The 24,114-nt window shown below is 60.4% G+C and carries 20 protein-coding genes; 3 read left to right on the top strand and 17 right to left on the bottom strand.

Annotation, left to right across the window (positions count from 1 at the left end; translation table 11 throughout):
* Window positions 1-10: 10 nt before the first annotated feature.
* The 8 genes from der to xerD all read right to left on the bottom strand — a co-directional run bounded on the left by der (window position 11) and on the right by xerD (window position 7,337).
* Entirely contained in the window at window positions 11-1,480 is a 1,470-nt protein-coding gene (der, locus tag AC5RK6_RS07225; RefSeq protein ID WP_320757157.1) for a ribosome biogenesis GTPase Der, read from the bottom strand.
* Window positions 1,477-2,196, bottom strand: a complete 720-nt coding sequence (gene cmk / locus AC5RK6_RS07220) for a (d)CMP kinase (RefSeq protein WP_320757158.1) — start codon at window positions 2,194-2,196, stop codon at window positions 1,477-1,479. The genes der and cmk overlap by 4 nt, the downstream gene beginning before the upstream one ends.
* A complete protein-coding gene (locus AC5RK6_RS07215; protein WP_320757159.1) occupies window positions 2,189-3,292 on the bottom strand; it encodes a prephenate dehydrogenase in 1,104 nt (367 codons plus the stop codon). Before AC5RK6_RS07215 ends, cmk begins: the two co-directional genes overlap by 8 nt.
* Entirely contained in the window at window positions 3,292-4,014 is a 723-nt protein-coding gene (locus AC5RK6_RS07210; RefSeq protein WP_016442768.1) for a pseudouridine synthase, read from the bottom strand. Before AC5RK6_RS07210 ends, AC5RK6_RS07215 begins: the two co-directional genes overlap by 1 nt.
* Window positions 4,011-4,568 carry an SMC-Scp complex subunit ScpB gene (scpB, locus tag AC5RK6_RS07205; protein WP_320757160.1) on the bottom strand — a complete coding sequence of 186 codons (558 nt, stop codon included), beginning with the start codon at window positions 4,566-4,568 and terminating at the stop codon, window positions 4,011-4,013. The genes AC5RK6_RS07210 and scpB overlap by 4 nt, the downstream gene beginning before the upstream one ends.
* Before the next feature lie 64 nt (window positions 4,569-4,632).
* Window positions 4,633-5,466: a segregation and condensation protein A gene (locus AC5RK6_RS07200; RefSeq protein ID WP_320757161.1), complete on the bottom strand. Its 834-nt coding sequence runs from the start codon at window positions 5,464-5,466 to the stop codon at window positions 4,633-4,635.
* 12 nt (window positions 5,467-5,478) lie between these two features.
* Window positions 5,479-6,327, bottom strand: a complete 849-nt coding sequence (locus AC5RK6_RS07195; RefSeq protein ID WP_016442765.1) for a ParA family protein — start codon at window positions 6,325-6,327, stop codon at window positions 5,479-5,481.
* An 86-nt stretch (window positions 6,328-6,413) separates the two neighbouring features.
* On the bottom strand, window positions 6,414-7,337 hold the full coding sequence (xerD, locus tag AC5RK6_RS07190; RefSeq protein ID WP_320757162.1) for a site-specific tyrosine recombinase XerD: 924 nt from the start codon (window positions 7,335-7,337) through the stop codon (window positions 6,414-6,416).
* Window positions 7,338-7,511: 174 nt separating this feature from the next.
* Between xerD and tkt the strand changes: the two genes are divergently transcribed.
* From tkt to AC5RK6_RS07175, 3 genes are all read left to right on the top strand, one after another.
* On the top strand, window positions 7,512-9,593 hold the full coding sequence (tkt, locus tag AC5RK6_RS07185) for a transketolase (RefSeq protein WP_320757163.1): 2,082 nt from the start codon (window positions 7,512-7,514) through the stop codon (window positions 9,591-9,593).
* A 231-nt stretch (window positions 9,594-9,824) separates the two neighbouring features.
* A complete protein-coding gene (zwf, locus tag AC5RK6_RS07180) occupies window positions 9,825-11,345 on the top strand; it encodes a glucose-6-phosphate dehydrogenase (protein ID WP_320757164.1) in 1,521 nt (506 codons plus the stop codon).
* 42 nt (window positions 11,346-11,387) lie between these two features.
* Window positions 11,388-12,329 carry a glucose-6-phosphate dehydrogenase assembly protein OpcA gene (locus tag AC5RK6_RS07175; protein ID WP_320757165.1) on the top strand — a complete coding sequence of 314 codons (942 nt, stop codon included), beginning with the start codon at window positions 11,388-11,390 and terminating at the stop codon, window positions 12,327-12,329.
* A gap of 153 nt (window positions 12,330-12,482) precedes the next feature.
* On the opposite strand, the gene secG is transcribed toward AC5RK6_RS07175, so the two are convergent.
* From secG to uvrA, 9 genes are all read right to left on the bottom strand, one after another.
* Window positions 12,483-12,728: a preprotein translocase subunit SecG gene (secG, locus tag AC5RK6_RS07170; RefSeq protein WP_016442760.1), complete on the bottom strand. Its 246-nt coding sequence runs from the start codon at window positions 12,726-12,728 to the stop codon at window positions 12,483-12,485.
* A 171-nt stretch (window positions 12,729-12,899) separates the two neighbouring features.
* Window positions 12,900-13,676, bottom strand: a complete 777-nt coding sequence (tpiA, locus tag AC5RK6_RS07165; RefSeq protein WP_320757166.1) for a triose-phosphate isomerase — start codon at window positions 13,674-13,676, stop codon at window positions 12,900-12,902.
* The gene (locus AC5RK6_RS07160; RefSeq protein WP_320757167.1) at window positions 13,676-14,866 is read right to left on the bottom strand and encodes a phosphoglycerate kinase; all 1,191 of its coding nucleotides are present in this window, start codon (window positions 14,864-14,866) and stop codon (window positions 13,676-13,678) included. The genes tpiA and AC5RK6_RS07160 overlap by 1 nt, the downstream gene beginning before the upstream one ends.
* 74 nt (window positions 14,867-14,940) lie before the next feature.
* Window positions 14,941-15,948 carry a type I glyceraldehyde-3-phosphate dehydrogenase gene (gap, locus tag AC5RK6_RS07155; RefSeq protein ID WP_284890189.1) on the bottom strand — a complete coding sequence of 336 codons (1,008 nt, stop codon included), beginning with the start codon at window positions 15,946-15,948 and terminating at the stop codon, window positions 14,941-14,943.
* Window positions 15,949-16,192: 244 nt separating this feature from the next.
* A complete protein-coding gene (whiA, locus tag AC5RK6_RS07150; protein ID WP_284883402.1) occupies window positions 16,193-17,179 on the bottom strand; it encodes a DNA-binding protein WhiA in 987 nt (328 codons plus the stop codon).
* Between the two features lie 82 nt (window positions 17,180-17,261).
* A complete protein-coding gene (locus AC5RK6_RS07145) occupies window positions 17,262-18,218 on the bottom strand; it encodes a gluconeogenesis factor YvcK family protein (protein ID WP_016442755.1) in 957 nt (318 codons plus the stop codon).
* On the bottom strand, window positions 18,218-19,165 hold the full coding sequence (gene rapZ, locus AC5RK6_RS07140) for an RNase adapter RapZ (protein WP_016442754.1): 948 nt from the start codon (window positions 19,163-19,165) through the stop codon (window positions 18,218-18,220). The genes AC5RK6_RS07145 and rapZ overlap by 1 nt, the downstream gene beginning before the upstream one ends.
* A gap of 29 nt (window positions 19,166-19,194) precedes the next feature.
* A complete protein-coding gene (gene uvrC, locus AC5RK6_RS07135; RefSeq protein ID WP_320757168.1) occupies window positions 19,195-21,198 on the bottom strand; it encodes an excinuclease ABC subunit UvrC in 2,004 nt (667 codons plus the stop codon).
* 6 nt (window positions 21,199-21,204) lie between these two features.
* Window positions 21,205-24,048, bottom strand: coding sequence for an excinuclease ABC subunit UvrA (gene uvrA, locus AC5RK6_RS07130; protein ID WP_320757169.1), 2,844 nt, complete (start codon window positions 24,046-24,048; stop codon window positions 21,205-21,207).
* Window positions 24,049-24,114 lie beyond the last annotated feature (66 nt).

The raw sequence follows: 24,114 nt of genomic DNA, 5'->3' as shown, positions 1-24,114 counted from the left end.
CCCATCTCCGCTACTTCTTGCGCCGTTCGCGCACCCGAACCGAAATCTGAAGCGGGGAGCCTTCGAAGCCGAAAGTGGCCCGCAAGCGATTTTCCAAGAAACGCCGGTAGCCTGCTTCGATGAAGCCGGTGGCAAAAAGCACGAAACGCGGCGGACGGGTGGAAGCCTGGGTGCCGTAGAGGATACGCGGCTGCTTGCCTCCACGCACCGGATGCGGGTGCGCGGCCGCCAATTCGCTGAGGAAAGCATTGAGTTTGCCAGTGGGAATACGCTGGTCCCAGGATCGCAGCGCAGTGGTCATGGCGTTGGAGAGCCGATTGGTATGCCATCCGGTTTTTGCCGAAAGATTGACGCGCGCGGCCCACTGGATCTGAACCAGCTCCCGCTCGAATTCGCGGTCAAGTTCGAAGCGACGTTCGTCATCCACTTCGTCCCATTTATTGCAGACGATGACCAGGGCGCGCCCAGCGTCAATCACCTGCTGGATCACCCGAATATCCTGTTCGGTCAGCGGCTCGGAGGCATCGATAAGAGCCAGGGCCAGCTCCGCTTCCGCCAGCGCGCGCTGGGTGCGCAGATTCGCGTAATAATCCGCCCCGCGAGTTTGGTGAACCCGTCGGCGAATTCCAGCGGTATCAACAAAAGTCCACGGGGTACCGTCTAGCTCAATGACTTCGTCAACAGGATCGCGAGTGGTTCCGGCAATATCACTCACCACGGCGCGCGTTTCCCCAGCTAATTGGTTGAGCAGTGAGGACTTGCCCACATTCGGGCGCCCCACAATCGCGACCCGGCGCGGGCCGCGGTGAACGGGACGTGCCGGTACCTCGCGTTCCGCAGGAAGCGCACCGATGACCACGTCGAGAAGATCCCCCGAGCCACGCCCGTGCAGGGCGGATACCGGGTACGGCTCCCCCAGCCCTAAAGACCACAGATACGCCGCATCCGGTTCCTGCTGGGGCGAATCTACTTTATTGGCCGCAACAATCACGGGCTTGCGCGAGCGGCGCAGTACCCGCACCAGAGCCTCATCGGTATCCGTCATACCCACGGCGGCATCCACGACGAAAATAACGGCATCGGCCTGGTCAATAGCAATTTCGGCCTGCAGGGCAACATCGCGATCCAGACCGGCAACATCACGTTCCCAACCGCCGGTATCCATGAGGAGGAAGCGGCGATCCGCCCACTCGGCTTCGTAAGATACCCGGTCACGGGTCACGCCCGGAACGTCCTGCACCACGGCCACCCGCTTACCAACAATGCGATTCACCAGGGAGGACTTGCCCACATTCGGGCGCCCAATAACCGCCACCACGGGTAGCGCGCGGGCAGCCGCCTGCTCCTGGGGTTCCTCACCGGCCAGGAGCGCCAGATCGGCTTCGTCCAGATCGTAGGCGTCCAGACCGGCCCGGAGTACGCGTTCGGCATCGTCCGGGGCGGTCCCCTCCGTGCTCATATCACGGTATTCCTCAGTCATTCCTGTTCCTTTCGAGAGCCCTGTGCCAGCGCTCGCACCGCGGCCACCACGTCCGCAATACTCATCTGAGAAGAATCAATTGTAACGACTCCGTCGCGATCTTCCAGGAAAGAAGCGACCGTCGAGTCCTTCGCATCCCGCTCGCTCACTTCCGCGCGGGTAGCTGCTAGGGCAGCGGGCGCTACGCTTCCGCGTACCTCCCGGGCCCGCCGCGCCAAACGTGTTTCTTCCGATGCGGTGAGAAGAATTTTTGTGGGCGCATCGGGGGCGACGACGCTGGTGATATCGCGCCCCTCCACCACAATGTCCGGGTGCGCTGCAATAATGGCCCGCTGCCGGGCAATGAGTTCGGCTCGTACCTCAAGATTGACGGCCACCTGGGAAACTACCCGGGAAAGCTCCGGAGCGCGAATAGCGGCGGTTATATCTTCACCTTCGCAGCTAATCACCTGTTCATCAGGATCGAGGGGCATCTCAAGTTTCATTGTCCGCACCACGGCGGTCACGGCCGGCCCATCAGTGAGCTCCACGCCGGCACGCTGCGCGGCCCAGGCCGCGGCGCGGTACATTGCCCCGGTATCCAAGTAGCGCAGCCCAAGTTCCCGGGCAACCTGGCGGGACACGGTGGATTTACCCGAGCCGGAGGGTCCGTCAATAGCAATGGGATAGCCCGCAGCTTCGGGGCGTGGGATGCCCAATGTGCCCATCTCACTCATGCTCTCCTCCTTCAATAAAAGCTTGCCACTGGCGCGCGGCGAGAGCCCCGGTGAGATCCCGGGCAGCGGCCGGAGCTACAGATAACCGTGCCCGCCCTACTTTTTGGGACACGGAATGTTCAAGAGAAAAATCTTCAATATTCACGCCGATTTCCCCTACCTCGGTGAAGAGGCGGCCCAATTCACCCGGGCGGTCCGGAACCAGGACGGTTACTTCGGTGTAGCGCTGGGGAGCTCCCCCATGTTTGCCGGGAATACGCGCCACCCCGCGCCCACCTGCAGCGACCACCGCGGCAACCGCCCGGGCCAGCCCGGGTGCCCGCGCCGCACCCGCGGCTTCTTCGAGTGTGCTGGCCAGGGTGGCGGTGCGCTCGGCAACATCGCGAAGAACGGGAGCAACCGCCGCGCAATTACAGGCGATAATCGCGGTCCATAGCTGCGGATCCGAATGGGCCAACCGAGTCATATCGCGTAAACCTTGGCCGGCGAGGCTCAGCTCGGTAGCTGCGGCGTCGTTCAACGTGCCCGCCAGCAGGGACGACACCAATTGCGGAACGTGACTGACAAGGGCAACGGCGCGATCATGCGCGTTTGCCTCCACAAGAATCGGCATGGCCCCGCAATCCAAAGCCAGGGTGCGCAAGTGCACAATATCTTCTTCGCGGGTCTCCGGGCGCGGGCAGATCACCCACGGACGGCCCTCAAAAAGATCGGCATCCGCGGCGATCGCCCCCGAACGTTCCCGACCGGCCATGGGATGGCAACCCACGTAGCGGGCTCGTTCGGGATGCGCGGCAAGGCGATCCGCCACCACGCCCTTAACGGAGGCAACATCGGTGACAAGCGCGGTGGGGAAACGATCCAGGGCCGTGCTCACCACCTGCGCCGTCACATCCGGGGGAACCGCAACTACCACGAGGCTCGGCACCCAGGCATCTTCCGGAGGCTCCTCCCCCGCCCCCAGATCACGGGCGAGGGCCGCCGCGAGCGGAGAAGCATCCTCCAGATACACCGGGATATCGCGCAGCCGTAGCCGCAGTCCGAGGGAAGCGCCCAGCAACCCCGAACCGATAATAAGGACCGGACCGGCGCGCATCACATCCCTACCGAATGCATGAGGGCCGAGAGCTCACTTCCTGCGATAACCCTGCTTTTACCGGGGCGCAACCTCCCGGCATCAATAGTGGCGAAACGGGTGCGCACCAGTTCCATAACGGGGTGTCCCACTTCTTCCATAATGCGACGCACAATCCGATTGCGGCCCGAATGCAACGTGAGTTCCACGATGGAATTGCGCGGCTGCGATTCCCGCAGTACGAATTTATCCACCCGGATGGGTCCGTCCTCCAGGGTGATGCCCTTTTCCAACACTCGCGCGAGGCCACGCGTCACCTGGCCTTCCACCCGCGCCACGTAGGTTTTGGGGACCTCGTACGAGGGGTGGGTGAGCCGATGGGTAAGTTCGCCATCGTTCGAGAGCAGAATCAGGCCCTCGGTATCTTCGTCCAGGCGCCCGACGTGGTAGAGCCGTTGCTCGTATTTCTCCACGTACTGGGCGAGGCTCGGGCGGCCCATATCATCATCCATGGTAGAAACAACCCCCGGCGGCTTGTAAAGCGCGACGGTCAGGAGATCGGGTTTCACGGCGATTGGCATACCATCCACGTGGATGGTGTCACGTTCGGCATCCGCACGCGTTCCCATTTCGGTCACGACGGCGCCGTTCACAGCCACCCGCCCCTCGGCAATGAGCGCTTCGCAAGCGCGCCGGGAACCCACCCCCGCGTGGGCCAGGATCTTTTGCAAGCGTTCTCTCATCTTATTTCTCTTTCCACATCATCAAGGTCGGTTGCTTCGGGTAGATAGGGCGCCAGCGGAGGCAGGTCATCCAGGGAATTCATACCCATGGCTTCGAGGAAATACGGGGTGGTCACATACAGCACTGCACCGGTGGACGGTGTAGTGCCCGCTTCTTCAATGAGGCCGCGAGTGGCGAGCGTACGAACAACTCCATCAACGTTCACACCGCGAATTGCCGCGATCTGGGCACGGGTAACAGGCTGCCGATAAGCGATCACCGCCAGCGTTTCCAAAGCCGGCGTGGATAGTTTACCCGATTGTCCGCGGGTCACGTGGGCAAGAACAACGTCCGATACTAACGGATTGGTGTAGAAACGCCACCCCCCTCCCGCTTCGCGCAATTCGAATCCGCGCGGGCGCCCACTACGGTACTCCCGGGCCAGGTTCTCCAGCTCGGTGCGGGTTTCCGCTTCGCTCAAGCCCACCGCTTCGGCCAGGATGGCGAGGGGAACCGGGGTGGCCGCCACAAAAAGCACCGCCTCGAGTGCGGTGGCGGGGCAAAGATCAGCCACAGATTCTCCTTTAAGCTTCCGGATTCGGAGCGGCACGCGCACAGTGCTCGCCCTGATGCCCAGTCTAGTCGCTGCTCAGCGCGCTGGTTGGCGACACCTCGCCGTATTCCGCGGCGACGTCGCCCGCACCGGCCGCCCCGCGATCATCAGCCGGCGTGGGGCGCAGCACCAGTGCACCCAAAGGCTCATCCTGTTCGGCGGCTATCGCGCCCCGACGTAACAATTCCAAGACCGCCAAGAAACGGGCCACGACTACCTGCACCGATCTAGCGTCGGAGCAGAGCTGCGCAAAAGTGAAAGACTCGCCACCTCGAAAACGTTCTTCTAGGTAGGAAATTTGACTGGCAACCGGAACAACCGGGGAGTGCAAATGCTCCAGGCGAACCAGCGGCTCGGAAGTATCACGGGTGAAAGCACGGGCAGCCAGCAGGGCCAGATCCATGACCCCGAGCGGGAGGCGCACCTCCGGAAGCGCTTTCGCGTACATTTCCTCGAGGGGAACATCACGGCCCACCCGCCGCCCGGTTTCCTCCAGGCGTGCCCCGAAATCCCGAGCTACTTCTTTGAAAGCTCGGTACTGGAGCAGCTTGGCGAAGAGAAGATCACGCTGTTCAAGGAGCTCCCAATCTTCTTCTTCGCTTTCGTGGCGCGGCAGCAAGCGCGCTAGTTTCATATCGAGGAGGGTGGCGGCCACGACCAAAAATTCTGAGGTGGTAGATAGATCTACCTCCGGCCGAGACCGAATCCAGGCGATGAACTCATCCGTCACTTCCGCCAAGGCCACCTCGGTAATATCCAAGTTTTTCTTGGAAATCATGGAGAGTAGTACCGAAAATGGCCCCGAATACACGTCGAGATCAACGTCAAAATCGGAGGAGACATCAAAAAGGGTGGTCACGCCCACTCCCGCTTAGGCACTCTGACCGCGGGCAATCACTTCGCGCGCCAACTTCCGATAAGCTACCGCACCCGGGTGCGAGGGCGCGTATTGGGTGATAGGTTCTCCGGCTACCGAGGCATCGGGGAACTTCACGGTACGGGCAATATAGGTGTGGTAGACCTTATCCCCGAATCCTTCGTGCACGGATCTCATCACATCGCGCGAGTGGAGGGTACGCATATCCACCATGGTGAGGAGGACTCCGTCAATGGTGAGCCGGGGATTAAGGCGATCTTGCACCCGGCCGATCTGTTCGGTTAGTAGTGCTACCCCGCGCATGGCAAAATATTCCGCCTCTAACGGGATAATAACTCCGTGTGCGGCAGTGAGCGCATTGACAGTGAGGAGACCCAGGGAGGGCTGGCAGTCAATAATGATGACGTCATAGTCATCGAGAACCGGGCGCAGCACCCGGCTGAGAGCCTGTTCGCGTGCCACTTCATTAATGAGCACAATTTCGGCAGCGGAAAGGTCAATATTGGCCGGGACCACATCTAGGCCCTCCACTTTCGAATGCTGAATGATTCCCCGCACATCCGGTTTCGCGGCAATAAGTTCGTTATAAATGGTGCGATCCAGCGCGCGGGCATTAATACCAAGACCGGCAGAGGCGGCGCCCTGCGGATCAAAATCCACAATGAGAACGCGCCGGCCATACCCGGCCAGCGCCGCGGCGAGGTTAATCGACGTTGTTGTTTTCCCCACGCCACCTTTTTGGTTAGACATCGCAATAATGCGCGCCGGGCCGTGTTCTTTCAAGGGCTCCGGTTCGGGAAAATCCACGTTTTCAGTTTCAAAAAGCGCGTTCTGTTCGGTCACATCTCTAGGGTACCTAAACTCGGAGGATTTGCGGTGCCATTTCTGGCGAAGAGCGTAGAACGACGCCGCCGCGCCTACCCCGCTTCCTACTCGCTGCGCAGCGCCCGCGGGTGCGAGGTGGCATACACCTCTTTGAGCACGTCGGGGGAAACCTGGGTATAAATCTGGGTGGTGGTCACCGAGGAATGCCCGAGCAGCTCCTGAACCACCCGCACATCCGCACCGCCCTGGAGAAGGTGGGTGGCAAAAGAATGCCGCAGCGAATGCGGAGAGACATGCGCGGTAATACCGGCGCGCTCGGATGCCTGGCGAATAATGAGCCAGGCGCTCTGGCGGGAAAGTACCCGCCCGCGGGTATTGAGGAAGAGCTTGGTCACTCCCTCCCCGCGGGCGGCAAGCTCCGGGCGGGCCCGGGTCGTGTAGGCATCCAGTGCTTCCAGGGCGTAGCGCCCCAGCGGCACGACGCGTTCTTTGCGGCCCTTACCGAAGAGCCGAATCGTGGTGGTATCCGTATCGATATCATCGGCGGTAAGCCCGAGTGCTTCGGAGATCCGCGCTCCAGTTCCGTAGAGAACCTCCAGGAGGGCACGGTCGCGTAGGCCCAGGGGTGGTGGAGTGGCCCCAGCTGCCTCGATCATGGCGGTGACCTCGGCAATTGTCAGGGCTTCGGGCAGGCGCGCGGGGAGTTTCGGGGGGCGCACCCGGCTAGCCGGATTGGCCGGGCAAGCGCCGTCGTCGTATAAAAACGCATGAAAAGCCCGCACCGCGGTCACGGCCCGCGCAATAGAAGCCGGGGCCATTCCCGTGAGCGTTTCGGAAAAGGAGGCGACGTCCTCCTCGCGTACCTCAGCGGGGCTGGTGACCCCGCGGGAATCGAGGTGCGCAAGATATTTACGCAAATCGCGCCGATACGCAGCCACGGTATTGCGCGATAAGGCACGTTCGACACTGATATGGGCGAGGAACTGCGTAACAGCGCGCTGCAAGGGCGGGGTGCCGGGTTCAGCCATCTATTCTCCTTCGCGGGTGCGCGGTAGCCGCGCGTAGTGACGCGATAGTTAGGCGCTCAGGGTCTCGCGCCGGGCGCGAACGGAGGTGCACCCCGGGCGCGCGAAACCCGCGTGACCAGTAGACTAGTGCGTGGCACATCTCATGTAACCACAACCTTATGTTAGGAGAATTCAATGGCGAAGCTCGAATGGTCGCAGCTCGATCAGCGGGCCGTGGACACAACCCGGTTGCTGGCCGCCGATGCGGTACAAAAAACTGGCAATGGGCATCCCGGAACGGCTATGTCCCTGGCTCCGGCGGCCTATCTGCTCTACCAGCGGGTCATGAACCACGATCCGGCAGATTCTGCGTGGGTGGGCCGTGACCGTTTTATTCTCTCGGCCGGGCATTCCTCCCTCACGCAATACAATCAGCTCCTGCTGGCCGGTTACGGTCTGGAACTTGATGATATTAAGGCCTTGCGTACTCTCCACTCGAAGACTCCCGGCCACCCTGAATACGGCTATACCAACGGCGTGGAGATGACCACCGGTCCGCTGGGCCAGGGCCTGGCCTCCGCGGTGGGATTTGCGATGGCTTCCCGGCGTGCCCACGGGCTTTTTGACCGCGATACCCCGCTCGGTGAATCTGTGTTTGATCATTTTGTCTACGTGATTGCCGGTGATGGTTGCCTCCAGGAAGGCGTGACCAGTGAGGCCTGCTCACTGGCTGGCACCCAGGAGCTCGGGAATCTTATTCTCATTTATGATGACAACCGCATTTCCATTGAGGACAATACCTCCATTGCTTTCAGTGAGGATGTGCTGGCGCGTTACGAAGCCTACGGCTGGCACACCCAGCACGTGAATTGGATTAAGGAGGATGGTTCCTACCAGGAGGATGTCCAGGCGCTCTACGATGCGATTCTGGCCGCTCAGCAGGTTACCGATAAGCCCTCTATTATTAAGCTCTCCACCATTATTGCCTGGCCGGCGCCCACCAAGCAGAATACCGGCGCCTCGCACGGTTCGGCCCTGGGGGTGGAAGAAATTCGTGCCACTAAGGAAATCCTGGGCTTCGACCCGGATATTGATTTCCCGCTGGACGATGAGGTGCTCGCCCACACCCGTAAGAATGCGGCAGCGCGGGCGGCCGCGGCCCGCAAAGATTGGGATGCTCGTTTCGAAGCCTGGCGTGCCTCCCATCCGGAAGAAGCCGCGCTCTATGATCGCATCCGGGCCAAGAAGTTCCCGGAGGGCTGGGAAAAGAAGCTGCCGAGCTGGGAGCCGGATCCCAAGGGTATCGCCACTCGCGCGGCTTCCGGAGCGGTGCTCAATGCTCTCGCCCCGGTGCTCCCCGAATTGTGGGGCGGTTCGGCTGATCTGGCCGGCTCGAATAACACCACGATGAAGGGCGAACCGTCCTTCCTGCCCGCGCATCGTTCCTCGCAGATGTTCTCCGGTGATATTTACGGGCGTACCCTCCACTTCGGTATCCGTGAATTCGCCATGGGCGCGATCATTAACGGAATTACCCTGGATGGACTCACCCGCGCCTACGGCGGCACTTTCTTTGTGTTCTCCGACTACATGCGCGGTGCAGCGCGCCTGGCGGCCATTATGAATATCCCCTCGATCTTTGTGTGGACGCATGATTCGGTGGGCGTAGGCGAAGACGGCCCCACCCATCAGCCCATCGAACACCTGTGGGCCTACCGAGCCATCCCGCGCCTCAATATTGTGCGTCCGGCCGATGCGAATGAAACCGCTGCCGCGTGGCGCGGGGCATTGGAGAAGGTCGACGGCGGGCCTACCGGCCTCATCCTCACCCGGCAGGGCGTGCCGATTCTGGAAGGGACCTCCACCGAAGGCGTCCTCAAGGGCGGCTACGTGCTGGCGGACTCCCCCACCGGGACCGTTGACGTGCAACTGCTGGCTACCGGTTCGGAAGTGCAGCTGGCAGTAGCCGCCCAGAAGATCCTCGCGGAGCAGGGTGTGGGTGCGCGTGTTATCTCGCTGCCCTGCCTGGAATGGTTCGAAGCTCAGGATCGGGCCTACCGTGATGCGGTGATTCTCCCCAACGTCAAGGCACGGGTCTCCGTGGAAGCTGGCGCCACCTTCGGATGGGCTGGCTACGTCGGGGACGCCGGGCGCAGTGTGGGTATCAATACCTACGGGGAATCCGGGCCCGGTGGTGAACTCATGAAAGAATATGGGATGACCGCTGAGCACGTGGTCTCCGCCGCCCTCGAATCCATCGAAGCGGCGCGCGCCTAGCGGGCAATTAGCGGTCCTAGCTGGCGTCAAGCCAGCAGGAACCGTAGTCGTTCGGCACCGGTAGCGTCATATCATCAAGGTCGCGGGGCCCTTGCATCGGCCCCGCGACCTTGATTAACTTTCATCGCTGGTGGCTTGTCACTCGTGGACACCGCGGTGCCGCTTTGTCGCTCAAACGTCTACCATAAGACAGGCGCATATTCTCGCCTTCTTTTTCACGACAGGAATTTTATGGTTGCTCCTACCTCAGGTAATCCACTCCGGGCTGTCGCTGACCGCCGCCTCCAGCGCGTGGCCGGCCCCTGCGGCATCGTTCTTTTTGGCATCACCGGTGACTTGGCGAACCGCAAAATTCTTCCCGCCCTCTACGACCTCGCGAATCGGGGGCTGTTGCCGCCGTCGTTCTCCATTATCGGAGTGGCGCGCCGTCCCGTGGACGCGGCTCGAAGTGTTGAAGCAGCTATCCGCAAAGGCGCCCAAACCCCGGTTATCGCTACCACCCTGGCCCAGATTCTTGGCGGTTTGCGGATGGTTGAGGGCCAGTACAATGATCCGGAGCTGTACCGCGCTCTCGGGGCGACCATGGCCGATGTGGATGCCAGTCGCGGGACCGGCGGAAATTTCGCCTTCTACCTCTCCATCCCACCCAGTCTTTTCCCGGTGGTGACCCAGGGACTCGCCACCGCGGGGCTTAATCGCGGGGCGCCGGGCAGCTGGCGCCGGGTGGTCATCGAGAAGCCTTTCGGGCACGATATGGCCTCCGCGCGTGAGCTCAATGCTTCGGTAAGCGGAGTATTCCCCCATGATTCGGTTTTCCGCATCGACCACTATCTCGGTAAAGAGACCGTGCAGAATATCCTCGCGCTGCGTTTCGCCAACGAACTGTATGAGCCGCTGTGGAATTCTTCCCATGTGGACCACGTGCAAATCACCATGGCTGAGGATATCGGGATTGGCTCGCGCGCCGGATATTACGACGGTATCGGAGCAACTCGTGACGTTATCCAAAACCACCTGCTCCAGCTCCTTGCTCTCACCGCGATGGAGGAGCCGACTTCTTTCCATGCCGATGCCCTGCGCGCGGAAAAGGAGAAAGTCCTCGAGGCCACCCATCTGTTCGGAAGCCCGGCAGAAGCTTCGGTGCGGGCGCAGTATTCGAGCGGCTGGCAGGGCGGCCAGTGGGTGCGCGGCTACCGGGAAGAGAACGGTATCCCGGCGGAATCCGTGACCGATACCTACGGAGCGATCGCCCTGGGAATTGAGACGCGGCGCTGGTCCGGAGTGCCTTTCTACCTGCGGACCGGTAAACGGCTCGGGCGGCGCGTTTCGGAAATTGCGGTGGTGTTCCGCAACCCACCTTTCCTCCCCTTCCCGGATGTTGCCGGGCTTGGACAAAACACCCTGGTTATCCGGGTACAACCCAATGAGGGCATCACCTTTAAATTTGGTTCCAAGGTGCCCGGCTCGGAAATGCGGCTGCGCGATGTCACCATGGACTTCGCCTACGGGCACGCTTTTACCGAGTACACCCCGGAGGCATACGAACGTCTCATTCTTGACGTGCTGCTGGGCGATCCGCCGCTTTTCCCGCAAACCCGGGAGGTGGAAGAGTCCTGGCGGATTATCGACCAGGTGGAAAATTATTGGGACGCCCACCCGGAATCTCTGGAAACATACGCGCCCGGATCCTGGGGTCCGGCCGGTGCCGATGCCATGCTCGCCGCCCACGGCCATGCCTGGCGCCGTCCCTAGCCCGCACCCGTCCCGTGCCTGAAAAAGATCCGAGGAAGCTTCATGATTAACCATATTGCCGATACCACGTCTGCCCAGGTGGGCCAGCAGCTTGATCAATTGCGCGGAACTTCCGGGGTAGGAGCCCTCGGGAGGGTCCTCACCCTCATTATCGTCGCGCATACCGAGGGAGGGGTGCGCGACGCTCTCGAAGCGGCGGCCGGAGCCTCTCGCGCCCATCCTTCGCGGATTATCGCGGTACTGCCGGTAGCCGGAGAAACCGCCCGTCTCGATGCGGAAATTCGTACCGGATCGGAAGCCGGCGCGTCCGAGATCGTTATTTTGCGCGCGCACGCGGGTGCCGCGGAGAATGTGGATACGTTGGTCACCCCGCTGTTGCTCCCCGATACTCCCGTTGTAACGTGGTGGATTCAGAATATGCCGGAAAACCCCGCGGCTACCGCGGCTGGGCGCATCGCGCAGCGCCGTATTACGACTACCCGCACCGCAGATCATCCGGCTCTGGCGCTTCAGCACCTTTCCGCAAATTATGTTCCGGGGGATACTGACCTGGGTTGGGCGGGCACTACCCTGTGGCGCAATTACATCGCCTCCATGGTTGATGAATTCCCAGCCCGTGTCATTACCGGCGCGAAGGTGTGGGGGCGGCCCCACCGCTCCTCGCTTTTCTTACTTGCCGCGTGGCTGCGGCTGCGTCTCGACGTCCCGGTGGAGATAGAGCCGCAGGAGGGCGCTCCGATTACCGGCGTGGAGCTGTTCTTGGACGACGGCGCAGCCCTCAGTCTGCATCGCACCCCCGGCAATGATCATGGCATCATGCTCCGCCCGGGCCGGGCTCCCCAGGAGGTTGCTTTGCCGGTACGTAGCTTGGAAGCGATGCTCATCGAGGATTTGCGCGATCTCAATCCCGATACCGCCTACGGCGAGGTTCTGACTAAAGGACTCCCTCTGCTGGATTATTCTCCCGCGGATGTGGATGTATAACCTGCTGCAGCCGTAGACGGATAGCGCTGTTGTACGCGACGTGATGCACTCAGCCGCGAGAAGCAGCGTGCGAAGCGGGGCCGGTACGTAGATATTACGTACCGGCCCCGCTGCTTAAGGGCTATATTAACGCCTTGTGAAAACTCTCGGGGCTTAGATGCCGACCTTGACGATGAGACCAATAAGAATAATGGAAATGCCCCAGATGAGGGCCAGCACCACGGTGATACGGTTGAGGTTGCGCTCGGCTACCCCGGAGGAACGCATGGACGTGGAAATACCTCCACCGAACATATCGGAGATACCGCCGCCCTTGCCTTTGTGCAGCAAGATGGAGAGCGTGAGGAAGATGCTGGTGATGAGCATAAGTACTTCGCAGGTAATGAGCAAAGCTTTCATTTCCAGTCCTTTCGGGTGCTTCGTGCACCCGGAGAGTAATAGAGTCCTTGGCTAGTGTACCTGGTGACACCGGCCAGCGGGAAATAAAACGTGCGGGGTGGGAAGAATCCCACCCCGCACGCGAGGGCCAGGCCGGTACACCTCGGTGATCGTTCCTAGCCGCTATCCTTTTTAGCCGCGGAACATCACGATCTTCGCGAATTCCTCCGCCTTGAGGCTGGCGCCACCCACGAGGGCACCGTCAACATCAGGCTGGGCCATAATCTCCTGGACGTTAGCCGCCTTGACCGATCCGCCGTACTGGATGCGAACCGCGGCAGCTGCCTCCGCACCGAAGGTTTCCTCGATGCGAGCCCGGATGGCACCGCAGACTTCCTGGGCGTCTTCCGGGGTGGCCACTTCACCGGTGCCAATAGCCCAGATGGGTTCGTAGGCAATAACGAGTTTGGCCACATCTGCTGCCTGGAAACCAGCGAAGAGTTCATCAATCTGAGAGACGACGTACTCGACGTGCCGGCCTTCCTTACGCACCTCAAGTGCCTCACCGCAGCAGACGATGGGCGTCATGCCAGCGCCAAGAACCTTCTGTGCCTTCTGGCCGATGAGTTCATTGCTTTCGCCGTGGTAGGCGCGCCGCTCCGAATGACCCACGATGACGTAGCTGCACCCGAGCTTGGAAAGCATCGGGGTGGAGATTTCGCCGGTGTAGGCGCCTTCGTCATGCACGGACACATCCTGAGCACCGTAGGCAATGCGCAGCTCATCCGATTCGCACAGGGTCTGGATAGACCGCAGATCGGTGTAGGGGGCGAAAACCGCCACGTCTACATCACCGTAGGTGAAACCTGCATCATCCAGGGTCCACGCGACTTTTTGCACAAGGTGGGTAGCCTCAAGATGATCCATATTCATCTTCCAGTTACCCGCCATCAGGGGGGTGCGTGCCATTAATCCTCCAGAACAGCGATACCGGGCAGGGTCTTACCCTCGAGGAATTCGAGGGAAGCGCCACCGCCGGTGGAAATATGGTTGAACTTCTCTTCGTCGAAACCGAGGATGCGCACGGCAGCCGCGGAGTCACCGCCACCAACGATGGTGAAGCCTTCGGCATCCTGCATGGCCTGGGCAACGCCCTTCGTGCCCTCAGCAAAGGCCGGGAACTCGAAGACACCCATGGGGCCATTCCAAACGATCGTCTTCGAGGAAGCGATCTTCTCCGCGTACTCAGATACGGTTTCCGGCCCGATGTCCAGGCCCATGCCATTGGCGGGCATATCGGAAGCGGAAACGATTTCGGATTCTGCATCCTTATCAAACTTATCGGCGACGACAACGTCAACCGGAAGGAGCAGCTCCACGCCCTTATTGGACGCGGTTTCAAGGTACTCGCGGGCCTTGTCGATCTGGTCATCTTCGCACAGCGAGGAGCCGATCTCATAGCCCTTGGCGCGCAGGAAGGTAAAGGCCATACCGCCACCGATGAGGAGAACATCTGCCTTATCCAGAAGGTTCTCAATCACGCCGATCTTATCGGAGACCTTGGAGCCACCGAGCACCACAGTGTAGGGACGCTCCGGATTTGCGGTGGCCTTGGACAGCGAATTAATTTCCTTGGCAACGAGTTCGCCGGCAGCCGAAGGCAGCAGCTTTGCAATATCGTAAACCGAGGCCTGCTTGCGGTGGACAACGCCGAAACCGTCGGACACGAAGACATCGGCCAGTGCAGCGTATTCCTTTGCGAGAGCCTCACGGTCAGCATCGACCTTGGAATCTTCACGCTTGTCGTAGCGCACGTTCTGGAGCAGCACAATATCGCCGTCGTTCAGGGCATCAATCTTAGCCTTAGCATCCGGACCCACGGTATCTTCCGCGAGGGGAACATCACGGCCGAGGAGTTCACCGAGGCGCTTAGCAACGGGAGCCAGGGAGAATTCCGGCTTCGGTTCGCCCTTGGGCCGGCCCAGGTGCGCGGTAACGATGACCTTCGCCTTGGCATCGAGAAGACGCTTGATGGTGGGCAGCGCGGCGCGGATACGGCCGTCGTCGGTAATGCGATCCCCATCCAGCGGAACGTTGAAATCAGAACGAACAAAAACCTTCTTGCCGGTGAGGTCACCGAGCGATTCAATAGTCCTCATATTTTTCCTTTCGCGTAGGGAAGCCCGTGCGCGCTAGCGCACGCACGGGCTTCACATCAGCTCATCGCTTGATCTTAGAGCTTGCTCGCAACGAGGTTGGCAAGCTTCACGAGGGAAGCAGCGTAGCCGTATTCGTTGTCGTACCAAGCGCCGATCTTGACCTGGCCGTCCATCACCTTGGTGAGGCCGGCATCGAAGATGGACTGGTGATGATCACCGATGATGTCCGAGGAGACGATGGGATCCTCGGTGTAAGCGAGGGTTCCCTTGAGAGCGCCTTCGGAGGCTTCCTTCATCGCGGCATTGATTTCTTCCACGGTGACATCGGACTTCTCAGCTTCGAAGGTGAGGTCCGTGAGGGAGCCGGTGATGGTGGGAACGCGTACGGCGTAACCATCAAGCTTGCCCTTGAGCTCGGGAAGAACCAGAGCAACGGCCTTGGCCGCACCGGTGGTGGTGGGGACCATGTTCTGCGCGGCCGCGCGGGCGCGACGCAGATCCTTGTGCGGGCCGTCCTGCAGGTTCTGATCCGCGGTGTAAGCGTGGATCGTGGTCATCAGACCCTTCTTGATACCGAACTTGTCCACGAGAACCTTCGCCACCGGGGCGAGGCAGTTCGTGGTGCAGGAAGCGTTGGAAATGATATTGTGCTTGGCCGGATCGTACTGATCGGAGTTCACGCCGATAACGAAGGTGGCATCTTCGCCCTTCGCCGGGGCGGAAATAAGAACCTTCTTGGCGCCGGCTTCGATATGAGCCTGGCAAGCTTCACCGGTACGGAAGCGGCCGGTGCACTCGAGAACAATGTCAACCTCGAGTTCCTTCCACGGGAGGTTGGCCGGATCCTTTTCAGCAAGAACCTTGATCTTCTTGCCGTCGAGCACGAATCCATCTTCGGTTGCTTCAATCTCCACGGGGAGGCGGCCGCCGGCGGTGTCATACTTCAGCAGGTGGGCGAGAGTCTTGATATCGGTCAGGTCATTGACCGCGACGATCTCGAAATCCGCACCCTCGGCGAGGGCTGCGCGGACAGCGGCACGACCAATACGGCCGAAGCCGTTAATAGCAACGCGTACAGTCACTCTTTATCCTCCTCACGCGCCAGCTAGCGCGTTTCCAACTCGACTTCTTGTCTTTGAGAAGTCCGTCCGAGAACTTCTCTCGGAACCATTAGCTATTCTACCGGTCACGTTCGGCTTGGGCTAATGCCAGCGGGAAGCACCTTGCGAACTTTGGCACAGAGCGAAACTCGACGGCGGCATAACACGCCCTTAGTCCCATTTTTGATTGTTAGTTTTTTCGACGACGGCGAACGCGCTACGCGCGTTAGGACATTGCGCTGTGCCCTGCTGCACGCACCGCGGCCATGGTATCCGGAATGCCCAGCTCTTTGGCCCGCTTATCAGCCATAGAATTCAAGCGACGCAACCGGCCGGCCACGGCATCTTTGGTGGCGCGCGGCGTGAGCTGCTCCCCGAGCAGGTTGAGGGAATCTTCCGGGTGGGCGATGCGGGCTTCGCCGGCTGCCCGCAAATTCTCCGGAACATCCGTGCCGAGAATTTCGAAAGCTCGCTTGACCCGAATCACCGCGATGACAGCGGCATCGGCACTGCGGCGCATATTTGCGTCGTCGAAATTAGCAAGACGATTAACCGTGCCGTGTACTTCCCGTTCCACGCGTAATTCCTCCCAACGCAGCACGGCATCATTGGCGCCCATCCGGGTGAGCATATCGGAGATAGCTTCTCCCCCGCGGATATCGATACGGTGGGCGCCGCGCGATTCACGTACCCGGTAGGGGATATCAAGGCGGCGTGCCAGCCCACCCAGAGCATAGGCCGCCTCCAGGCGCGGGCAAATAATCTCAAGGGAAGCATTGCGCCCGGGCTCCATGAGGGTACCTCGCGCGAGAAAAGCTCCGCGCCAGGCTGCTCCCGCATCGGCTTTTGATCCACCAACCACCGAGGGAGGTAGCCCCCGCACCGGCCGCCCGTGCGCGTCCAGGAGGCCGAGTTTCACCGCAATGCGTTCGGTGTTTTCCGAAGAACGAACCAGGAAACGTTGCCCCTGGCGCATCTGCGAGGAAACCGAGAGAAGTTCCGGTTCCACGGAGAAAAGCTGGCGCACCAATTCCCACAGGCGTTGCGCGGTTGCTCGGTGGCCCAGCTCAGCCACGAGTTCGAGGGTGCGCGAACGCACGGCCAATCCCCCGCCGTACCGGAACATCGCGGTGAGTTCAGCCAGAGCGGCGGAAAGCGAGGCCGGCGTAACGGTGGCTAGCTCATCTTTCACCGTACGTGTTAACGCGGACACGACTCCCCTTCCTCCTATGGTGGGACCGCTGCTCAGCAGGAAATATCCCAGTTGTGGATTCTTCCGTGCGCGAGTTCCCGATTTAGGAATCTCCCATGACGCCTTCGAAGGCATCCCGATAGGCAGCAGCCAAACGCAACGCATCGTGACGTGCGCGATTATCGCCCATTCTAACCTGTCGCAGCATAAGCGTGGCCCCGATGCCTTCAGCTTCCGCTGCGACTTCGCCGATGTCATCCACGCTGCGCGGATCGGCCACCACCACGTCAATACGCAGATCCGGAGCATGGCGAGCAAAAGAACGAATATGATCAGCGGCGCTCATTCCCCATGTTTCACGCTCGTTACGGAGATTGAGGGCAAGTACCCGCCGAGCCGGGGAACGCACGAGGGCCGTGTGCAAATCAGGAACCATGAGATGGGGAATGACAGAGGTATACCAGGATCCCGGTCCGAAAACGATCCAATCGGCCTCGTCAATAGCGGCAACCGCTTCGGGCTGGGCGGGAGGATTCTCTGGAATAAGGCTGACGTGTTCCACCCTTCCACGGGCTGTTGCTACCGCCACCTGCCCGCGGTAGAGCTGGGGGCCGTCTTCCTCGTCAATCACCCGCGCCTCAATCTCCAGGGGAATAGGAGACATAGGTAGCACGCGGCCGTCAATGCGCAAAAGCTGACCCACCCAGTCGAGGCCGGAAACTGTACTCCCCAATTGCTCCCACATAGAAACAATGAGGAGGTTACCCATGGCGTGGCCGTTAAGCGGCCCCTCGGAAGAGAAACGGTATTGGAGAACATCGCGCCAGGTTTGGCCCCATTCGCCGTCGTCACACAGCGCCGAAAGGGCCATACGTAAATCTCCGGGTGGAATCACGTTAAATTCATTGCGCAAGCGCCCCGAGGAGCCGCCGTCGTCCGCAACAGTAACCACGGCGGTGATATTTTGGGTGATGAGCCGCAAGGCCGAAAGTGACGCGTACAAGCCGTGACCGCCCCCGAGGGCGACGACACGCGGGCCGCGACTACCGCGCCCACCCATTATTCACGCCCCAAATCACGATGAATTGTACGTACCGAGTGCCCGGCGGCGCGTAGAGCTTCGGATACCGCTTCCGCGATAGCCACCGAACGGTGTTTTCCACCGGTGCAGCCAATCGCGATAGTGGTGAAGGGCTTGAGTTCGCGGGCGTATCCGGCCAGGATTGTGTGGATAAGATGGGAGTACTCCTGCACGAAAGCCTCTGCGCCGTCCTGTTCCAGCACGAAATTCGCCACCGGTTTATCGTGACCGCTCAGGTGGCGCAACTCGGTAATCCAGTAGGGATTCGGCAGGAAGCGCACATCGGCCACGTTATCAGCATCCAGGGGCAGGCCGTATTTGAAACCGAAAGACATCACCGTGACGCGGGTGGCTTCTGTTCCGGAGGTTTCACCCACAAGGCGGCGGATTTTGCGAGAAAGATCGTGGACGGACAGCCGCGAGGTATCAATAACAGAATCTGCGCGGCTACGCAGATCCGCCAGGAGTTTACGCTCCGCGGTGATGCCATCAAAAAGCCGCCCGTGGCCCTGGAGCGGGTGGGGCCGGCGCACGCTTTCATAGCGCCGCACCAGGGAAGCATCATCGGCATCGAGGAAAATAATGCGATAGTTAATGCCGCTTGCGGTGAGATCGGCAAGAACTTCCAGGAGCTCAGCGAAGAATTCCCGGGAGCGCACGTCCACCACCGCTGCCATGCGGGTCACCTTTCCATTACCGGAGAGCAGCCCGGCCAGGGCGCTGAGCAAGCGCGGCGGGAGATTATCCACCACGTACCAACCCAGATCTTCGAGGGTGGCAGCCGCTCGGGATCTGCCCGCCCCGGACATTCCCGTGACAATAATGATTTCCGGAACGTCGGCCGGCGGAAGCTCAGCTGTACAATCGGCCGCCGGAAGAACAGCGGGGATACGGGACGTATCGTTAATGTCACGGGTGTCACTCATATCTCCATCATGCCACAAAGATTCGCGAGCTACTTCTCCCGCAGTGCTTCTTGAATCGCTGCCGCCAGCACCGGGCCAATACCCGGAACTTCGGTGAGTTCCTCAATGCTGGCTTCCCGAATCCGTTTGACCGAGCCAAGAGCGCTCAGTAGTTTCTTCTGCTTAGCCGGCCCCAGCCCCGGAATGGCATCAAGCGCGGAGCGGGTCATCGCCTGACCCCGTTTCTTGCGGTGGAAAGTAATGGCGAAGCGATGCGATTCATCGCGTAGTTGCTGGAGGAGGCGCAGCGCCGGCGAGGTGCGCGGGAAAATAATCGGGAATTCTTCCCCCGGAATCCACACTTCTTCCAGACGTTTAGCCAGGCCCACTACTCGCACATCGGCACCGAGTTCCTCGACCACCCGCTGGGCGGCATTGACCTGCGGCAGCCCGCCGTCCACCACGAGGAGGTCGGGGCGGTAGGCGAAACGACGCGGCGCGGCCGCGGCAGTAACGGCACTAGCCGTACCCTCATCTTCCACTCCCCCGGCATCGGCGGCGTGCGCGGCAGCGTCGTTCAAACGGTGTAATCGCCGGCGTAACACTTCGTCCATCGCGGCGGTATCATCCCGGGCCCCCTGGCCCTCCGGCCCGCGCACGATGAAATGCCGATAATCGGAGGTTTTCTTAAGGCCGTCCTCGAATACCACCATGGAGCCAACCTGCTGGCGACCCTGGGTATGGGAAATATCGTAGCCTTCGATGCGCAGCGGAGCGCGATCCAAATCCAGCCCGATGCGCAGCTCTTCCAGGGCTTGGGAACGCACCGTAATATCGGCTGCGCGCGCCAGCTTATTGCGGTCAAAAGCCTGTTTCGCATTCGCGTGCACGGTATCCGCCAGCTGGGCTTTCGGCCCGCGCTGGGGGCGCTTGAGGTGAACCGGCCCGCCGCGGCGTTCAGCAAGCCAGCGCTCCAGCCCCGCGCGGTCCGAGGGGAAGACCGGCACCCAGATTTCCCCCGGGATAGCCCCGGGCGGTACGTGGTCCCGGTCATCAACAGAGGTGCCGGCCCGCACGGTTCGATCTCCCTGGGTGCCTACCCCGCGGTAGGAGTCGTATTCAGGATTGCCGTAGATATGGAGGAGTAGCGCGTTGATAATATCGGCTGGTTCGGTACCTTCGGTTTCTGTTACCCAGCCGCGCTGCCCGCGGATTCTGCCCCCGCGCACATAAAAAATCTGGACTGAGGCATCAATTTCATCGGATTCGAGACCGATAATATCGGCATTGAGATTAGAATCGAAGACCACTACATTGCGTTCAGTTGCGGTTGTCATTGCGGTGATTTCATCGCGTAGTTTCGCGGCACGTTCGAAATCTTCCACGGCGGCTGCCTTTTTCATCTCCGCGGTGCGGGCACGAATAAAATCGCTACCATCCGATTCCATGAATTTTACGAATTCTTCGGCGACGGCGCGATTCTCCGCCGCGCTCACCATCCCGGCGCAGGCCCCATTACACAGCCCGATATGAGTATTGAAACAGGGTTTCCCGGTGCGCTGCGCCCGCCGAAATTCCGCGTCGGAACACGAGCGCATGGTGAACACCGGTAGCAGGGCGTCCAGCACTTTCCGGATCGCCCACACCTTGGTATACGGCCCGAAGTACAGGGTGCCTTTGCGATGCTTTTCCCGGGTGATATATGCCCGCGGGAACTCCTCCCCCAGGGACACCGCCAGGTAGGGATAGGACTTATTATCCCGAAACATCACGTTGAAGGGCGGTTCGAATTCCTTAATCCAGGAGTATTCCAGAGTGAGCGCCTCAATTTCACTCCCCACCACCACCCACACCACATTCGTGGCGGTATACACCATGGTGCGGATGCGCGGAATGAGGCGTTCAGGCGGCTGGAAATAGTTCTGGAGCCGGTTGCGCAGATTCTTCGCTTTCCCAACGTAAAGAATGCGCCCCTCACCGTCCACGAAACGGTAGACGCCCGGGTCGGCGGGAATCGACGACGGCGCCGGGCGGTAGCTGCGTGGATCAGCCACGGTCCGTCACCTCCTCGTCTCCTCCAGGAGCGGGCGAAGGAATTGCCCGGTATAGGATTCGGGAACCGCGGCGATCTGTTCCGGGGTGCCGGTGGCGACGACGGTGCCACCACCGGCGCCCCCTTCCGGACCCATGTCGATAACCCAATCCGCGCATTTAATAACATCGAGATTGTGCTCGATAACAATCACCGTATTACCTTTATCCACGAGGGATTGCAGCACTAGAAGAAGCTTGCGAATATCCTCAAAATGCAGGCCCGTGGTGGGCTCATCCAGAATATAGACCGTGCGTCCGCTGGAGCGCCGGTGCAGTTCCGAAGCAAGCTTCACGCGCTGCGCTTCCCCACCGGAGAGCGTGGTAGCCGATTGCCCCAAGCGTACGTAACCCAGGCCCACCCGTTCCAGGGTGGTGAGATATCGGGTGATATTCGTGATGGGATCAAAGAATTCCGCAGCCTCGTGAATGGTCATATTGAGAACTTCGGAAACATTCTTCCCGCGGTACTTCACCTCTAGGGTTTCCCGGTTGTAGCGGGTTCCGTGGCAGACTTCGCAGGGCACATACACATCGGGAAGGAAGTTCATCTCAATTTTCACGGTGCCATCGCCCTTGCAGGCTTCGCAGCGACCACCTTTGACGTTAAAGGAGAAACGACCCGGACCGTAACCGCGCACCTTCGCCTCCTGGGTTTGGGCGAAAAGCTGACGAACTTTATCCCAAACCCCGGTGTAAGTGGCCGGATTTGAGCGCGGGGTGCGCCCAATCGGAGACTGGTCCACGTGTACAACCTTATCCAGGTTCGCGGCCCCGGTAACTTCACGATGCCGCCCGGGTACGGTATGAGCACCGTTAAGCTGATTAGCCAAGGAACGATACAGAATCTGATTGACGAGGGTAGATTTCCCGGAACCGGAAACCCCGGTCACCGCTATCAAGGTAGAGAGGGGGAACGCCACCTCCACGTTTTTGAGATTATTTTCCCGTGCACCCCGCACCGTGATCTTCCGATCCGGATCACTAGCGCGGCGTTGCTGCGGCGTCGTAATACTACGTTTTCCGGAAAGGTAAGCACCGGTCACGGATTCTTCGCAGTCACTTAAGCCCGCAACATCCCCCGCGTAGACCACATGCCCACCGAATTCCCCCGCACCCGGCCCAATATCGATAACGTAATCGGCGGTGCGAATTGTTTCTTCATCGTGTTCGACAACGATCAGGGTATTCCCCAGATCACGGAGTTTGACAAGAGTACCGATGAGTTTTTCATTATCGCGCTGGTGCAGGCCGATGGAAGGTTCGTCCAGCACGTAGAGCACACCCACAAGCCCGGAACCGATCTGGGTGGCCAGGCGAATCCGCTGGGCTTCGCCCCCCGAAAGAGTGGAGGCCCCGCGCGCAAGGGTGAGATAGGACAGCCCCACATCCACGAGGAAGCCCATCCGAGCCTGGATTTCGCGCAGCACCTGCGCGGCGATACGGGCCTGGCGCGCATCGAGTTCCACGGAGTCGAGGAAGGCTTTAGCATCGTCGATGGAGAGGGAGCACAACTCGAAAATATTGAGGTTTCCGATGCGCACGGCCAGCACATCCGGCTTGAGACGCGCGCCGTGGCAGGCCGAGCAGGCGATCTCCCTCATATAGCCTTCGTAGCGTTCCTTCGACCAGCTGGATTCGGTTTCCCCGTGCTTGCGTTTAACGTAGCCGAGTACTCCTTCAAAGCCGGTCGCATAGGTTTTTTCCCGCCCCCAACGGTTACGGTACTTGACAGTGACCTTGTAATTATTACCTTCCAGCAGGGCCTTTCGCGCCTTCTTAGGCAGATCCTGCCAGGGAGTATCCACATCGAAGCCGAGTTCCTCCCCCAGGGCTTCCATCTGGCGGGTAAAGAAGTCCTGGTGGCCGGTCCACGGAGTGATCGCGCCCTCCCGCAGAGTTTTTTCCGGATGCGGCACTACCAGATCCGGATCCACTTCCAAGGTGGAGCCCAGACCATCACAAGCCGGGCAGGCCCCGTAAGGAGCGTTAAAAGAAAAAGTCCGCGGTTCGATTTCTTCCAGGGCGAGGGCGTGCCCGTTTGGGCAGGACCGATGTTCGGAAAAACGCCGGGAGCGTTCTTCACCTTCCACCGCGTCCACGAATTCCACCACCATGAGCCCGGCGGAGAGCCCGAGAGCCTGCTCCACCGAATCGGTGAGGCGACTGGTGATACCCTCGCGCACCACAAGCCGATCAACAACGACGTCGATATTATGGCGCAGCTTCTTATCGAGACTGGGCGGGTTATCCAAGCGGATATCTTCGCTATCCACCCGGGCGCGAGTGTAACCGGCCTGGGCGAGATCCGTGAAAACATCCACATATTCGCCCTTGCGGTCACGCACAACCGGGGCAAGGACCTGGAAACGGGTTCCTTCCGGGTAGGTAAGGAGCGTATCCACGATTTGCTGGGCGCTTTGGGCGGTGATTTTCGCCCCGCATTCCGGGCAGTACTGCACCCCGGCACGCGCGTAGAGCAAACGCAGGTAGTCGTAGACTTCCGTGACCGTGCCCACCGTGGAGCGCGGGTTACGGTTGGTGGATTTCTGATCGATGGACACCGCCGGGGAAAGCCCCTCAATGAGATCCACATCCGGTTTATCCATCTGACCGAGGAACATGCGAGCATAGGAGCTCAGCGACTCCACATAGCGGCGCTGCCCCTCGGCAAAAATGGTGTCAAAAGCCAGGGAAGATTTACCGGAGCCCGAGAGCCCGGTAAACACAACGAGTTGATCGCGGGGAATATCCACCGTGATATTACGGAGGTTATTTTCCCGTGCGCCCTGAACATGGATAACATCACTCACCCGGCCAAGCTTACACGGTTGAACACAGGTTCGATAACCGAATGGTGCAATGTTCACGCTAGGCTG

The sequence above is a fragment of the Actinotignum sp. usb-actsch-213 genome (assembly GCF_059085665.1).
The sequence above is the reverse complement of the archived record's forward strand: the minus strand, read 5'-3'. Positions and strand labels throughout refer to the sequence as shown.